The 15309-nt window shown below is 64.9% G+C and carries 15 protein-coding genes, 1 pseudogene and 1 riboswitch; all 16 genes and pseudogenes read left to right on the top strand.

From position 1 onward, the window contains the following. Positions 1-2 precede the first annotated feature (2 nt). The 16 genes and pseudogenes from ACFFP0_RS07055 (at position 3) to ACFFP0_RS06980 (ending at position 15219) form a co-directional block, all read left to right on the top strand. A complete protein-coding gene (locus ACFFP0_RS07055) occupies positions 3-1094 on the top strand; it encodes an ABC transporter ATP-binding protein (RefSeq protein WP_377258102.1) in 1092 nt (363 codons plus the stop codon). Between the two features lies 1 nt (position 1095). After that, positions 1096-2388, top strand: a complete 1293-nt coding sequence (locus ACFFP0_RS07050) for a Gfo/Idh/MocA family protein (protein ID WP_377258099.1) — start codon at positions 1096-1098, stop codon at positions 2386-2388. Positions 2389-2551: 163 nt separating this feature from the next. Beyond that, a riboswitch (cobalamin riboswitch) is annotated at positions 2552-2749 on the top strand. Positions 2750-2891: 142 nt separating this feature from the next. Continuing rightward, positions 2892-3893, top strand: coding sequence for an ABC transporter substrate-binding protein (locus tag ACFFP0_RS07045; RefSeq protein ID WP_377258096.1), 1002 nt, complete (start codon positions 2892-2894; stop codon positions 3891-3893). A gap of 32 nt (positions 3894-3925) precedes the next feature. After that, entirely contained in the window at positions 3926-4921 is a 996-nt protein-coding gene (locus ACFFP0_RS07040) for a FecCD family ABC transporter permease (RefSeq protein WP_377258754.1), read from the top strand. Next, the gene (locus ACFFP0_RS07035) at positions 4918-5679 is read left to right on the top strand and encodes an ABC transporter ATP-binding protein (RefSeq protein WP_377258093.1); all 762 of its coding nucleotides are present in this window, start codon (positions 4918-4920) and stop codon (positions 5677-5679) included. Before ACFFP0_RS07040 ends, ACFFP0_RS07035 begins: the two co-directional genes overlap by 4 nt. A gap of 10 nt (positions 5680-5689) precedes the next feature. Beyond that, a complete protein-coding gene (locus ACFFP0_RS07030) occupies positions 5690-6487 on the top strand; it encodes a class I SAM-dependent methyltransferase (RefSeq protein ID WP_377258090.1) in 798 nt (265 codons plus the stop codon). Next, positions 6488-6751, top strand: coding sequence for a hypothetical protein (locus ACFFP0_RS07025; RefSeq protein ID WP_377258087.1), 264 nt, complete (start codon positions 6488-6490; stop codon positions 6749-6751). A gap of 6 nt (positions 6752-6757) precedes the next feature. Then, positions 6758-7216, top strand: a pseudogene (locus tag ACFFP0_RS07020) (ABC transporter ATP-binding protein); the annotation flags it as partial. Between the two features lie 261 nt (positions 7217-7477). Next, a complete protein-coding gene (locus tag ACFFP0_RS07015) occupies positions 7478-8377 on the top strand; it encodes a DMT family transporter (protein ID WP_377258084.1) in 900 nt (299 codons plus the stop codon). A gap of 96 nt (positions 8378-8473) precedes the next feature. Continuing rightward, complete coding sequence (otnK, locus tag ACFFP0_RS07010; protein WP_377258081.1) at positions 8474-9760, top strand: 3-oxo-tetronate kinase; 1287 nt, start codon at positions 8474-8476, stop codon at positions 9758-9760. Next, positions 9757-10404, top strand: a complete 648-nt coding sequence (locus ACFFP0_RS07005) for a class II aldolase/adducin family protein (RefSeq protein ID WP_377258078.1) — start codon at positions 9757-9759, stop codon at positions 10402-10404. The genes otnK and ACFFP0_RS07005 overlap by 4 nt, the downstream gene beginning before the upstream one ends. A gap of 12 nt (positions 10405-10416) precedes the next feature. After that, positions 10417-11211 (top strand): shikimate dehydrogenase family protein, encoded by a 795-nt coding sequence (locus ACFFP0_RS07000; protein WP_377258075.1) that lies wholly within the window; start codon positions 10417-10419, stop codon positions 11209-11211. Between the two features lie 130 nt (positions 11212-11341). Continuing rightward, positions 11342-12445, top strand: a complete 1104-nt coding sequence (locus tag ACFFP0_RS06995; RefSeq protein WP_377258072.1) for an ABC transporter ATP-binding protein — start codon at positions 11342-11344, stop codon at positions 12443-12445. Further along, positions 12442-13320 (top strand): ABC transporter permease, encoded by an 879-nt coding sequence (locus ACFFP0_RS06990; RefSeq protein ID WP_377258068.1) that lies wholly within the window; start codon positions 12442-12444, stop codon positions 13318-13320. The genes ACFFP0_RS06995 and ACFFP0_RS06990 overlap by 4 nt, the downstream gene beginning before the upstream one ends. Then, positions 13317-14108 (top strand): ABC transporter permease, encoded by a 792-nt coding sequence (locus ACFFP0_RS06985; RefSeq protein WP_377258065.1) that lies wholly within the window; start codon positions 13317-13319, stop codon positions 14106-14108. The genes ACFFP0_RS06990 and ACFFP0_RS06985 overlap by 4 nt, the downstream gene beginning before the upstream one ends. Before the next feature lie 43 nt (positions 14109-14151). Further along, the gene (locus tag ACFFP0_RS06980; RefSeq protein WP_377258062.1) at positions 14152-15219 is read left to right on the top strand and encodes an extracellular solute-binding protein; all 1068 of its coding nucleotides are present in this window, start codon (positions 14152-14154) and stop codon (positions 15217-15219) included. Positions 15220-15309 lie beyond the last annotated feature (90 nt).

Genomic DNA, 15309 nt, shown 5'->3' with positions numbered 1-15309 from the left:
CGATGGCTGGCCTGACACTGCGCAATCTCGGCAAGTCCTACGGCGCCGTTTCCATCATCAAGGGGCTGAATCTGGAGATCAGGGACGGTGAGTTCCTGGTGCTGGTCGGCCCGTCGGGCTGCGGAAAATCCACGCTTCTGCGGATGATCGCCGGAATCGAGGAAATCACCGACGGGACGCTGTCGATCGACGGGCAGATCGTCAACGACCTGCCCGCTTCGAAACGGCATCTGTCGATGGTGTTCCAGTCCTATGCGCTCTATCCGCACATGTCCGTGCGCAAGAACCTCGCCTTCGGCCTGCAGAACCTCAGGATGGACAGGGGCGAGATCGACCGGCGCGTTTCCGAGGCGGCGCGTATCCTGCAGATCGAGCCCTTGCTCGACCGCAAGCCGCGCCAGCTTTCGGGGGGACAGAAACAGCGCGTGGCGATCGGCCGTTCCATCGTGCGGGAGCCGAAGCTCTTCCTGTTCGACGAGCCACTGTCGAACCTCGATGCCGAATTGCGCGTGCAGATGCGCGTGGAACTGGCGGCGCTTTACCAGCGGCTCAGGACGACGATGATCTACGTCACCCACGATCAGGTCGAGGCCATGACGCTCGCAAGCCGCATCGTCGTGATGCGCTCCGGCCGGATCGAACAGGTCGGTACGCCCGAGGAGCTTTATACGCGCCCGGCCAATCTGTTCGTCGCGGGCTTCATCGGTTCGCCGAAGATCAACAGTCTCGCCGCCACGGTGAGCCGGGGCGGCGGTGGCCCGTCGGTCCGGATCGCGGATTTCGCACCCTTCAGCCCGCCGCCGCTGGAGCGTGTGGATGCCGGCATGACGATCTGTGTCCGGCCCGAAGCGGTCAAGGTGGGGGCGGGCGACATCACCGCCGAGGGCACCGTGAAACTGGTCGAATATCTCGGAAGCGAAACGCTGGTCTATATCGGCCTGCCATCGGGCCAGACGCTGCTCCTGCACGGCCCCGTCATGGACCGGCCCCGGCAGGGCCAGAGGATTACGGTCGGGATCGATCTTGCCGACATGCATTTCTTCGATGCAAACGGCGAGCGGGTGGAGCCTGTCGTCTTGAGGGAGACCGCCTGAGATGAAAGTCGCCATCGTGGGCTGCGGCTCCCGGCACCAGATGTTCCGCGATGCGATCACCGGCCCGTTTTCCGACCGGCACGAACTCGTGGCGCTCTGCGACAGCAATCCCAAACGGCTTGCCTTGTCGGCGGAGGCCGTGCCGCGGCGCAATGGCAACGGGGTGGCGACCTATCTCGCCGGGGACTTCGACCGTCTGCTGGCCGAGCAGGCGCCCGACGCCGTCATCGTTTCGACGCCGGACCATCTGCATGGCGATTATATCGTGCGGGCGCTGGAGGCGGGCAGCGACGTGATCTGCGAAAAGCCGCTGACCATCGACCTTGAGACGCTCAAGCGCATCACCGACGCGCAGGCGCGGACGGGCCGCAGGGTCACGGTGACCTTCAACTACCGTTATTCTCCGGCCCGCACGCAGGTCTACGACCTGCTGGCCTCCGGCATGATCGGGGACGTGGTGGCGGTCGATTTCCGCTGGTATCTCGATCGGGTGCACGGCGCCGACTATTTCCGCCGCTGGCACCGGCAGAAGGACAATTCCGGCGGCCTGCTCGTCCACAAGTCGACCCATCATTTCGATCTGCTGAACTGGTGGCTGGGCACGCGGCCCGAGGAGGTTTTCGCGTCGGGACGGCGGGCCGTCTACCGGCCGGAGACGGCGGCCGGCATGGGGCTGACGGATTACGGCCCGCGCTGCGCGACCTGCGCGGATGCCGAAAAATGCGACTATCGGCTGGATCTGGAAAGCGACGACAACATTCGCCGTCTCTATCGCGAGGCGGAGGACGAGGACGGCTATTTCCGCGACCGGTGCGTCTTCGATCCGTCGATCGGCATCGAGGATACGATGCAGGTCCACATCCGCTACGCCAGCGGCGTCAGCGCCAATTACACCCTCACCGCCTATGCTCCCTGGGAGGGGCTGGAGGTGGAGTTCCACGGCACCCGGGGGACGCTCCGCCACAGGCATGTCGAGAAGCACGGCATCCTCGGCGGCAAGGGATCGCTGGCGGACGTCGAGTGCATGTCGACCACCCTGCATCTTGCCGGCGAGGAGCCGCGCGAGATCGACGTTGCCACGGGCAAGGGCGCCCACGGCGGTGCGGACCCGGTCATGCTCGGCTACATCCTTGCGCCGGACAGCATGCCCGGGGAAACGCGCGGGCGTGCCTCCGATCACGTCGCCGGCGGCTGGTCGATCCTGACCGGGATAGCCGCGAACGAGGCGATCGCCACCCGCGGCGTCGTCAGCATTCCGGCGATGCTGGCCAGGCACGGGATCAGGCTGGGCTGACGCGACATTCGAAGCTGTGGAGAATGAGGCGTCCGGGTTCGCGGATGCCGCTGTCTGCATTCCCGTTTCGTCCTTTCATCGATGAGCCGTCGCGACCGGGAACAAGGTTGGGATTTGTGCGGTCGCAATGCCTGCGGCGGCTGGACAAGTTCCCGCAGGTTCCGTATCAACGACGCGCTACGGTTCTGCATTCGCAGATGAAAAGGGAACGCGGTGAGGTCTTCGGGCCGATTCCGCGACTGCCCTCGCAACTGTAAGCGGCGAGCCTTTCATCAAGGCCACTGATCTCGACGGGATCGGGAAGGGGATGAAAGGCGCCGGAGCCGCAAGTCAGGAGACCTGCCGTGGCGAGACCAGTGATTACCGGACGAGGTGTTCCGGCAGGGAGACTATTGTGACGTCAGCGATCTTGTCGCTCGCCATCCTGATGCAAGCCATGTGCACGGCCTTGCACAGTCCTGCCTTTCATCCCGGCATCGCCGTATTTTTCGAAAGGACAGGACATGAAACCCGGCTTGCTTGCAGCCCTCTTCGCCACTCTTCCGTTCGCGGCCCTGGCTGCGCCGACGAGCTATCCGCTGACGCTTGAAAACTGCGGCACCGAACTCCGCGTCGAGAAGGCGCCGCAACGGGCCGTCGGGCTTGGCCAGAACAGCACCGAGATCATGCTGATGCTCGGCCTTGCCGACCGCATGGCCGGCAGCGCCGTCTGGGTCTCGCCGGTCCTGCCCGAGCTTGCGGCGGAAAACGACCGGGTTCACCGCATCGCCGACAACACGCCGAATTTCGAAGCGGTCGTCGCACGCGAGCCGGACTTCATCGCCGCGCAATTCCTGACGTCCGTCGGTCCGCAGGGGCGGGTCGGCACCCGCCGGCAGTTCGCCGATCTCGGCGTGCCGAGCTACATCTCCCCGACCGACTGCGTGGTGACCGATAACACGCGCTCGGACGGCACCCGCAAGCAGATGCTGACGATGGACCTCCTCTACCAGGAGATCGATGAACTCTCCCGCATCTTCGACGTCGCGGATCGCGGCGAGGCGCTGATCGCTCAGCTGAAGACCCGTGAAGAGGCCGTCAGAAGGCGCGTCGCGGACCGGGCGGACGATGTGGGCCTCGTCTACTGGTTCTCGTCGGCGGATGTCGCGGGCGATGCCTGGGTCGCCGGGAAGAACGGCGCTTCCGGTTACATCACCAAGGTTCTCGGCGCCCGCAACGTCATCGAATCCGAAGAGGAATGGCCGCTGGTCGGCTGGGAGACGATCGCCGCCCGAGACCCCGCCGTCATCGTCATCGGCACCATGGACCGCCGCACCCAGGGGGCGGACGATCCGGCCGTGAAGAAGAGGTTTCTCGCTACGGACCCGGTTGTCGGCAAGCTGGACGCCGTCGAGAAGGGACGGATCGTCGAGATGGACGCCCAGGCGATGAACCCGACGATCCGGACGATCACCGGCCTGGAAATCGTCGCGGACGCCCTTGAGCGCTTCGGATTGCTGAAGTGAGACGATCGCGCTTTGGAGCATGGACGGCCGGCATCGCGGGCGTTTGCCTCGTATTCTCCGCCCTCTTCGTCGCAATCGCCGCTGGCGTGGCGATCGGCGAGATGACCATTCCGATGGAAACGACGATCGGGGCGGTGACCAACCGCCTCGGCCTGACGGATATCGCGCTGCCGCGCATCCAGGAAGCGGTCATCTGGGACTACCGGCTGTCGCGCTCCCTGGTGGCCGCTTTCTGCGGGGCAGGGTTGGCGCTTTCCGGCGCGATCCTCCAGTCGCTCCTGCGCAATCCTCTCGCCGAACCCTATGTGCTCGGCATTTCCGCCGGCGCGTCGACGGGTGCGGTCGGCGTCATGCTGCTCGGGTTCGGCGCGGGGGCGATCTCGCTGTCGGCCGGGGCATTCGCCGGTTCGCTGGCGGCCTTCGTTTTCGTGGTGCTGCTTTCCAGCGGCCGCCAGACGGCGGACCGCACGATTCTCGCGGGCGTGGCCGCGTCCCAGCTCTTCAACGCGTTGACATCCTACATCGTCTCGACCTCGGCCAACGCCGAACAGGCCCGCAGCGTGATGTTCTGGCTGCTCGGCAGCTTCGCCGGCGTCCGCTGGCCGGAGGTCGCACTTTCGGCCTCCGTCGTCGCGGTCGGCCTCGTCGTCTGCATCTGGCATGCGCGGGCTCTGGATGCCTTCACCTTCGGGGAGGACGCCGCCCGGTCGCTCGGGATCGCCGCCCGGCGGGTGCGTGTCGTCCTGCTTCTTGCAACCGCGCTGATGACCGCCACCATGGTCAGCATGGTGGGGTCGATCGGCTTCGTCGGTCTCGTCATTCCGCATGCGGCGCGTTTCGTGGTCGGTCCCGGCCATATCCGGCTGCTGCCGGCCTGCGCCCTGGTCGGGGCGTTGTTCATGGTGGTCGCCGATATCGTCTCCAGGATCATCATCGCTCCGCAGGTTCTGCCGATCGGCGTGGTGACCGCGCTTGTCGGCGTGCCGTTCTTTTCCGTCATCCTCTATCGGGCAAGGAGGGGTGCATGACGCTTGCAGTTTCCTGCGTCCGCTGGCTTGCGGGCAGAAGAGTGATCGTCGACGGCGTGACGGTTTCCGTCGAGCCGGGCCAGACGCTCGGATTGATCGGTCCCAACGGGTCCGGCAAGTCGTCGCTGATCCGGCTGCTCGCCGGGCTCAGGGCGCCGGCCTCCGGCGAGGTCGCCCTCGAAGGGCGATCCATGGCGGGATTTGGTCGTCGCGAACTTGCCCGCCGCGTCGCCGTGGTCGAGCAGCACTCCGTCACCGAGGCGAATGTCACGGTTCTCGACGTCGTCCGCCTTGGACGTACGCCGCACCGCTCGGCGCTGTCGCCATGGACCGGCGAGGACGACAGGATCGTCACCGAAGCGCTTGTCCGTGTGGGACTGGAGGACCGGCGCGACCAGTTCTGGCATACGCTGTCGGGCGGCGAACGCCAGCGCGTCCAACTGGCGCGGGCGCTTGCCCAGTCGCCGTCCTTCCTCATCCTCGACGAGCCGACCAACCACCTCGACATCCAGCATCAGATCGACATCCTGCGGCTGGTCGCCGAACTCCCGCTGACGACGGTCGTGGCGATCCACGATCTCAATCTGGCGGCCCGGTTCTGCGATGTGGTCGCCGTCCTGTCCGGCGGTCGCCTCGTTGCCTCCGGACCGCCGGCCTCGATCCTGACGGAAGACCTGATCGCCACCGTCTTCGGTGTCCGGGCGCATGTCTCGACATCGCAGCACCACAGCCGGCTTCACATACAATTCCTGATGTAGGCAATTCCTGATGCAGGGTTTGAAAATGCAGAACTGGTCGGTCAAGGACGACATTCGCGAATACTGGACCATCCGGGCGGAGACCTACGATCTGAGCCCCGGCCACGGGATCGCGAGACTTGGGGAGATGGATGCCTGGAAACGGCTGATCACCGGGCATCTCGGGGAGGCCGGAGGCCGCAACGCGCTCGACCTTGCCTGCGGCACCGGCGTCATGACCATGCTGATGCACGATCTCGGTTTCAACGTCACGGGCCTCGATTTCACCGAGGCGATGATGGCCAAGGCCCGCCGCAAGGCGGAGCGTGCGGAAGCGCCGGTCAGGTTTCTGACGCGTGACGCCGAGGAGACCATGGAACCCGATGCCGGCTACGATGTGATCGTCGCCCGCCATCTCGTCTGGACCCTGGTCGATCCCGGGAAAGCGTTCCGGGAGTGGTTCCGTATTCTGAAACCCGGCGGGCGCTTGCTGATCATCGACGGCGATTTCGTCCGCAAAAGCTGGCTGGAGCGCCTGGTTCCCCTGCTCGACCGCATTTTCGGAAAGCCGCAGGACGGGCACAGCCTGCTGACGCCGGAACAATGGCGGGCTCACGACAGCATTGTCGAAAGGGTCCATTTCAGCGGGGGCGTCCGGTCCGGCGACGTCAGGGGGCTTTTCGAGAGGGCGGGGTTTGAAGGCCTGAAGGTCGACACCGGCCTGAGCGACATCCGGAAAAGCCGGGGCATCGGCCGGATGTCCCGCAGTGGGCTCATCTCCACGCTGCAGCACAGGTTTGCGATATCCGGGGAGAAACCTCTCGCCTAGATGCCTCTCCCCGCACCGGAGGGCGTCGGAGATTTCTTCGGGCTGCTCGGAATCCATTCGATCGGCGGGTATGTCTGGTGTGCGTTCGTCGGTGCGACGGTCGCCCATGCGATTGGAGCGACGGGCTGCGGTGCCGTATCGCCCGTTCGCCTGGTGCTGGCGGGCGTCGCGCTCTCGGCCGTGCTCGGCGGGATCGTGACCGCCTTCATCGGCGCTCCCATGCTGATCCTCCTTGCCCGTCGCAAGCAGGCGAGAGGACTGTGAGGCACACGGCAATGGTCGAGGGCGGATGAGGACGCGGTCAGCCGCGCGATGGAAGCCACCGTCGTATCGGAACTGGCCGGCCGGCTTCTGGACGAGCTTTCAGGCGGGCAACGCCAGCGGGTCTGGGTTGCCATGGCGCTCGCGCAGGAAACACCGATCCTGCTGCTCGGCGAACCGACCTCCTACCTGGACATCGCGCACCAGATAGAGCTGCTCGATCTTCTGGCCGATCTCAACCGGCGGGGACGCGCCATCGTCGCAGTCCTGCACGATCTCAATCAGGCCTGCCGCTACGCGACGAACCTGATCGCGATGAAGGCGGGATCGGTCGTCGCCGAGGGCAGGCCGGCGGCCATAGTGACGGAACGATTGGTGGAAGACGTCTTCGATATCCGATCGATGATCATTCCCGATCCGGTCACCGGGACGCCGCTGATCATCCCGAGGGGCAGGCCGGCGCCCTAGGCGGTGGGGAAGAGCACCAGACGCTGGCGCGGGTCCGGATCTCGCCATTTCCCGCCCGCGTGAAGCATCCCGAGCGATCTCGCGCGGAAAAGCGGACCATCGGCGGCAAAGCCGCTGGAATGTTACGGGATCTGACCTGTAGAAGTCTTGGAGACGAACGAGTCGGCGCCGTCCCGGCCGAGAGAAAATATACTTTTGGCATTTTGAAATATGATATATCAAAAGTGCCGCCAGCGCCAGATGCAGGGAAGAGCCGTCCGCGTGAGAAATGTATATGTACTTGCCCTGATCGCATATGCGGCCTTTTCCGTGACCGACGCTTCGGTCAAGGCAACGGGTACGCATTTGTCCGTCTTCGAGATCGCGTTCCTGGTCAATGTCTTTTCGGGCCTGACCCTGCTTCTCACGCGCCATCCCAACGAACAGTGGCGGGATTTCTGGCGTATCGACCGGCCCTGGGCCGTGCATGGGCGCGCGGTCTGCGGCGTGGTTGCAAGTCTTTGCGGCGTCTATGCCTTTACCACCATACCGCTCACCCAGTCCTATGCGCTGATCTTCCTGGCTCCGCTGTTCGTGACCATCATGTCCGCCCTCATCCTGAAGGAATCCGTGGGTCCCTGGCGCTGGTCGGCGGTTCTCGTCGGTTTCGTCGGCGTGCTTCTCGTCGTCAAGCCCGGTTATCAGGCCTTCGAATGGGGCCATCTTGCCGCGATCGGGACCGGACTGGGCACCGGCACCGCGGTGATAATCCTGCGCGGGCTGGGCGGGCGGGCAAAAACGACCAGCATCCTCGGCATGCTGATCAGTTACCTGCTCGTTCTGAACGCGATCATGATGATATTCTGGGGCATGCGTGTCCCGACCCTGCGGGAGTTCGCGCTTCTGGGGCTGGCGGGTATCAGCTACGGCCTGGGCCAGTGGGCGTTCATTCTTGCCGCGCGTTATGGAAATGCCAACCAGATGGCGCCGATGCACTATTCGCAGCTTGCATGGGCGGTGCTGTTCGGCGTGTTGATTTTCAATGAGTATCCGGACGCGCTTGCCCTGCTGGGCATCACCGTCATCGGCGGTGCCGGTCTGTTCACGGTGGTCCGCGAAAAGATCCGGCGCGAGCGCGCCCCGCGGAAGGCCGAGGCCCGCAGCCACGCGGATTTTTCCTGAAAAATCGAAAAAGGGAGAGGAGCACATTGCGCCGCCCAATATTTGATATATCATGTATTGAGAAATCGGACTAAACGTCGGCGGGGAGGCAGGCAAATGACGGGAACGGTTCTGGGTGTCCTCGCCGACGACCTGACGGGCGGGATGGAAACCGCGGCGATGCTGGTTGCGGAAGGCATCGACTGCGCTTTCGTGACCGATCCCGACATGGTGGAGGCATCAGGTCCCGCCGAGGCGATCGTCGTCGCTCAGAAGACCCGCGTGATCGCGCCCGGGGATGCGGTGTCCAGGACGGAGCGGGCCGCCCGGGCTCTCCTTGCCCGGGGCGCACGGCAGTTGTTCTTCAAGTACTGCGCCACGTTCGATTCCACGGACAAGGGCAATATCGGCCCCGTGGCGGATATGCTGATGCGGGTGACTGGCGCGCCCGTGACCGGTTTCTGCCCCTCGGCGCCAGGACTGAAGCGCACCGTCTATAACGGCCATCTGTTCCTCGGCACCGAACTCGTCTCGGAATCGCCCAAGCGCTACGATCCGCTGACACCGATGACCGATCCCGACCTCGTGCGCGTGCTGCAGCGTCAGACGGCGATGAAGGTCGGATTGCTCGACCATCCCGTGATCGACGCGGGCGGCGCGGCACTCGAAGGGGCGGTTGCGGAAAAGGCCGGGCAGGGCATCCGCTATTTCATCCTGGATACCATCCATGACAGGGATCTGGACCGTATCGCGGCGCTGACCTCCGATTGGAAACTGATGACCGGAAACGCCACGATCGTGCAGCATTACCCGCCGGTCTGGCGGGCGAGGGGCCTGCTGTCCGCCCCGCCGCATCGTCGAGTGTTGCCAGCTGTCAACGGCAAGGGCGTGGTGCTGTCCGGCAGTTGCGCCGAGCGCACGCTGGAGCAGCTTGCGGATTTCGAAAAGGCCCATCCGGTTCTGCGCATCGACCTGACGGCGGTCGAAAGCGCGGCAAGCGCGGTGGCGGCCGCGCTTGCCTGGGCGATGCCGAAGCTTGAAGACGGGCCTGTTGGGATATCCACGTCCGCAGCCCCGGAAACGGTGGCGGCGGCCCAGGCCCGGTATGGGCGGGATGGCGCGGCGGCGCTGGCGGAACGCATCGTCGGCGATCTTGCCGTCGCCTTCAGGAGCGCGGGCGTACGCCGCTTCGTGGTGGCGGGCGGCGAGACCTCCGGCTCGGTCGTCGAACGGCTCGGTATCCGCAGCCTCATGGTCGGCCCCTATGGCGGGCCGGGCATCGGCGCGGCGGTCACCGAGGATGCCGATCCGGTCGCCCTGTGTCTCAAGTCCGGCAAGCTCGGCCCGGTCGATCTCTTCGCGCGGGCGCTCGCCTCCATGCAGAATCCGGAGAATGCGGCATGAGTGAACTGGAACTGCGGAAATCCGTCCTCGATGTCGTCGCGAAACTTGAGGAAAGGGGCTTCAACCACGGCAGCAGCGGCAATGTCAGCGCCCGCATCGGTGCGGACATCCTCATCACCCCGACCGGCGGCAACAGCGCCACCATGACGGCCGAAGGGCTGGTGCGGCTGGATGCCGAAGGCAGGACCGTGGGCGAGGGCATTCCTTCCAGCGAATGGCACATGCATCTGGCGATCCTGAATGCCTATCCGCATGTCCAGGCGGTGATCCATACCCATGCGGATTGCTGCGTGGCGCTCTCATGCCTCGCCAGGCCCATTCCAGCCTTCCACTACATGATTGCAAGCTTCGGCGGCAATGACGTGCCTTGCGCACCCTATGCCACGTTCGGCACCCGCGCCCTGGCGGATGGCGCCGTCGAGGCCCTGAGAGGGCGCAAGGCCTGCCTGCTCGCCAATCACGGCATGCTGGTTGCCGGGGCCAGCCTGCAATCCGCCTTCGACCTGACGGTGAAGCTGGAAACGCTGGCCCGCCAATACATCCTGGCGAGGCAGGCGGGCGAGCCGGTGATCATCCCGGACGAGGAGATGATCCGCGTGGCGGAGCGCTACAAGGGATATGGCCGCAGCCGCCTGCCGGGCTGACGGAGGAGAAAGATGTCCGTGGAGATCACAGGCAAGTCGAAGATCATGTTCGTGCTGGCCGATCCGGTGGATCACGTCCGGGCGAGCGCCGTCATCAACGCCCATTTCCGGGCGATCGGCGAAGACGTCGCAACGTCTCCGCTGCATGTCCTGCCGGAAGACCTGCCGGCGGTGGTGGGGGCGATCCGGCGCATGGGCAACGTCGTGGGCTTCGGCGTCACGATCCCGCACAAGGTGGCGATCATGTCCCATCTCGATCTCGTCACGTCGGGCGCGGAGGCGATCGGCGCCGTCAATTTCGTGAAGCGTACCGCCGAGGGGCGCCTGATCGGCGACAATCTCGATGCGTCCGGCTTCATTGCGGGGCTTGCCAGCCATCGGTGTGCGGTAGGCGGAAAGCGCGTGCTGCAGGCGGGGGCAGGCGGTGCGGGCCGGGCCACGGCGTTTGCCATCGCCGCGGCAGGGGCCGCCGAACTGGTGATTTCCAATCGCGACGAGGCGAAGGCAAGGGCGCTGGCGGAATGCGTCGCGGCACGTCACCCGACCGTGAACGTGCTGGCGGGCACCGCCCCCGCCGAGGATTTCGACCTGGTCGTCAACACAACATCTCTCGGCATGAAGGCGGGGGATGCCTTGCCCGTCGACCTCAGCCGCATCGGGCCGCAGACAACCGTGTGCGATATCATCGTCAACCCGGCCGTCACCGAGCTCATGGCGCTGGCGGCGGCGCGGGGCGCCCGCACGATTGGCGGAAAAGCCATGCTCGACGAGCAAATGACCCTTGTCGCCGAATTCATTCGGCGCTAGCATGCATGATATATCAAATATGATATTGGAGTTTGAAGAGAGAGGACGGGATCGACCGGACAGGTGAAACTCCCATCCACCAGCGCCAAGCCAAACAATAAAGCGGGAACAGGCCTCAGTGACTATCGCAATGAACAGAGAGCAGGCGGCGGGTGCGTCCATTCGCATCAGCCGTCTGGAAAAGCGCTTCGGAAACGTATTCGCGGTCAATGGCGTCGATATCGATATCGACGCCGGTGAATTCCTGGCCCTTCTGGGACCGAGCGGCTCCGGCAAGACCACGATCCTGATGAGCGTGGCCGGCTTCGAGTTTCCGACGGGCGGAAACATCGAGGTGGATTCCGAGGATCTCACCTACGTTCCGGCCAACAAGCGAAACCTGGGCATGGTGTTTCAGAACTATACCCTGTTTCCGCACATGTCGATCCTGGACAATGTCGCCTTTCCCCTGAAGATGCGCGGCATCGCAAGGCGGGAGCGCTACGCGCGGGCGGAAGAGGCGCTCGCCACCGTTCGGCTTGCCGGTTACGGCGGGCGTTTTCCCAATCAGCTTTCCGGCGGGCAGCAGCAGCGCGTGGCGCTTGCGCGCGCCATCGTCTACCGGCCCCGCGTGCTCCTGATGGACGAACCCCTCAGCGCTCTCGACAAGAACCTGCGCGAGGACATGCAGCTCGAGATCAAGCGGCTGCATGCCGAGCTCGGCATAACCGTCATCTTCGTCACCCACGATCAGGGCGAGGCGCTGACCATGGCCGACCGCGTGGCGGTGCTCAAGGACGGCAGGATTCAGCAGATAGGTCCCTCGCGCGAGCTTTACGAGCGTCCGGCCAATCTGTTCACCGCCGGCTTCATCGGCGAGATGAACTTCATCGATGTGACCGTCGAGAGCGCGGGCGGGACCATCGCCGTGTCCCTGCCCTCCGGCGAGCGCTGGAACGTGCCGGCGACGGCGGCGGCCGAGGCGCTGCAGGCCGGGCAGAAAGCCGTGCTCGCGGTGCGGCCGGAGCGCCTGCAATTCGGCGCGGCCGGCGCCGAGTTCGCGCTGCATGTCAGGCTGGCCGATATCGTCTATGCCGGATCGGCCCTGCTTCTGATCGGGCACCTGCCGGATGGCGCCGAGATCCGCGCGCGGTTGCCCGGCGCGTCGGATCTCAGCGCGCTCACGCCCGGTGCGACGGCCGTCTTCAGCGTGCCGAAGGAGGCGATCCTGCTTTACGCCGGGGGCGCGCGATGAATTCCGGCAGCCGATCCCTCTTCTGGCATTCGGATGGCCGGCGTCTTTCGGGCTTCACGACCCTGCTGCTCCTGTCGCCCTTTTTCGCGATCATCGCCTTCGTCTTCGTCTATCCGATCGGCCAGCTTCTCTACATCAGCTTCTTCGAGCCCCGGCCGACCCTCGACAACTATGCGCGCGTGGTGACCAACCCGGTCTATGCCCGCGTGCTCGTGCGCACGGTATGGACGGCCGTGCTCGTGACCGGGCTTTGCGTCGTTCTCGGCTTTCCGGTCGCCTATTACATGAGCCGCGCGCGGGGCGCGGTCGCCGCTTTGGTCGGCGTCTGCGTGATCCTGCCGCTCTGGTCCAGCGTGCTGGTGCGGACCGCCGCGTGGTCGTTCCTGTTCCAGCGCGAAGGACTGGTCAATTCGGGACTGATGGCCGTCGGCCTCACGTCGGAACCGCTGAAACTGCTCTACACCCAGAGCGCGGTCGTCATCGCCATGGCCCATGTCCTGCTGCCCTTCATGATCCTGCCGATCTACGGTGCGCTGCGCAGCATCCCGAACGACTACATGCGGGCGGCCGCGGTGCTCGGCGCCACGCGTTTCCGCACCTTCATCGAGGTGATCCTGCCGCTCAGCCTTCCGGGCATCGCCAGCGGGTCGCTGCTGGTGTTCCTGACCGCGCTCGGCTTCTTCATCACGCCGGCGCTCCTCGGTTCGCCGCAGGAACTGATGATCGCGACACTGGTATCCCAGCAGATCCGCGAGGTGCTCGACTGGCCTTTCGCATCCGCGCTGGTCGGCGTGCTGACGCTGTTCGTCACCCTGCTCGCGCTGATCTTCAGCAAGACGCTGCGTTTCGACCGACTGATGGGGGCGCAGCAATGAGACCACCGGTCGACAAGGGTTCCCTGGCGCTGAGCGGCTATGTCTATGCGGTGCTGGCATTCATCGTCATCCCGCTGGTCATCGTCATTCCGATGTCCTTCGGACGCAACGACTACCTGGAATTTCCGCCCGCCGGCTTCACGCTGAAATGGTACGTGGAATATTTCAGCAGCCGGCAATGGTGGAACGCCACCTGGCTCAGCATCGAGGTGGCCTTCCTGACGGCGATCTGCGCCTCCGTCATCGGCACGGCGGCGACCTATGCGATGGTGCGTGGCCGCGGGCGGCTCGCCACGCTGTTCCAGATTCTGCTGATCGGGCCGATCATCGTGCCGCATATCGCGCTTGCGGTGGGGCTCTACCTGTTCTTCCAGACGATCGGGCTCTCCGGCACCATTCCGGGCTTCGTGCTCGCCCATACGGTGCTTGCGCTGCCCTTCGTCGTCTTCACCACGGCGGCGGCGCTGGCAAAGGTGGACGCGAACCTGGAGGCGGCCGCGATGAGTTGCGGCGCCTCGCGCTTCTCGGCCTTCCGGCTGGTGACGCTGCCGCTGATCCTGCCGAACGTGGTGAGCGGCGCGCTCTTCGCCTTCATCATCTCGTTCGACGAGCCGGTCGTCTCCTTTTTCCTCTCGGGCGTGCGCTACAAGACGCTGCCGCGACGGATGTTCGAGGACATCGAGCAAAACCTGACGCCGATCATTCCGGCCATCGCGACCCTGCTCATCGTACTTTCCATCGCGATCCTCCTCGGGGCGCACCTGATGCGATCGCGCACGAAGAACTAACTGGGAAATACTGCAAAACGGCAAAAACCAGAGGAGAACATCTATGCCGAGAAATACCTGGAAATGGACGGCGGCACCTGTCGCGCTTGCCGCAGTGCTCGCCGGCACGATGCCCGCCGCGGCCGAAGGCCTGGAAGACCAGATGGTCATCGCCACCACCGGCGGACTGATGGGCAACGCGCTTGCCAAATACTTCTACGAGCCGTTCGGCAAGGCCAGGGATGTCGAGGTCGTGCCGGTCGCAATCGAGGTTCCCGACCAGTGGGCCCGCTCGGAAGCGATGATGCGCACCGGCAATATCGAGTTCGACATCGTCACCGCCACCGGGCCTGACCTCGTGGCCCGCACCGGCATGCTGGAGAAGATCGACTGCTCCAGGCTGCCCGACGTGCAGAAATACGGAGTCTCGGACGCCTGCACGGAATATGGCGTCGTCCGCACCACCGGCGGCATGCTCATCAACTACAACACCGACGTCTTCAAGGACAAGGCACCGAAGAACTGGGCCGATTTCTGGGACGTGAAGACCTTTCCAGGCCCGCGCGGCCTGCCGGACACCGGCGATCGCGACTGGTGGGTGCCGGTTGCGGCCCTGCTGGCCGACGGCGTGAAACCCGCCGAGCTTTTCCCGCTCGATCTCGACCGGGCTTACAAGAAGCTCGACGAAATCCGGCCGCATGTGGCCGTCTGGTGGAAGACCGGCGACCAAGTGCAGCAGATCATGCGCAACAAGGAAGTGGTCATGACCATGAGCTATTCCGGTCGCGCGCTCGCCGTCATCAAGGAAGGCATTCCGGCCGCCATGTCCTGGGATGGCGCCATCCGCGATACAGGCTACATGGCGATCCTGAAGGGCGCGCCGGACAAGAACGCCGCCATGGCCTATCTCGATTTCTTCTACGCCAATGTCGACTCGCACGTACCCTTCATGCGGGACGTGAACTATGCGACCGGCAGCAAGACGGTGATCGAACTGCTGAAGCCCGAGGAGCGCAATCTCTTCGCCACCTCGCCGGAAAACTACGAGAAGCTGATCAAGCCGGATTTCGCCTGGATCGGCGCTCATCGCGACGAATTGCGCCAACGCTGGACCGCCTGGCTCACCCGTTGATCCGAAAAGACGGAAGGCGGCGACCGCCGCCTTCCCGTTGCCCCGGGCGCCAGGCGGTTCATGCCGGTGGCGGCATCTTCCGGGCATTTC

Source organism: Neorhizobium puerariae (genome assembly GCF_042429745.1).
Taxonomy (GTDB): Bacteria; Pseudomonadota; Alphaproteobacteria; order Rhizobiales; family Rhizobiaceae; genus Neorhizobium; species Neorhizobium puerariae.
The sequence above is the reverse complement of the archived record's forward strand: the minus strand, read 5'-3'. Positions and strand labels throughout refer to the sequence as shown.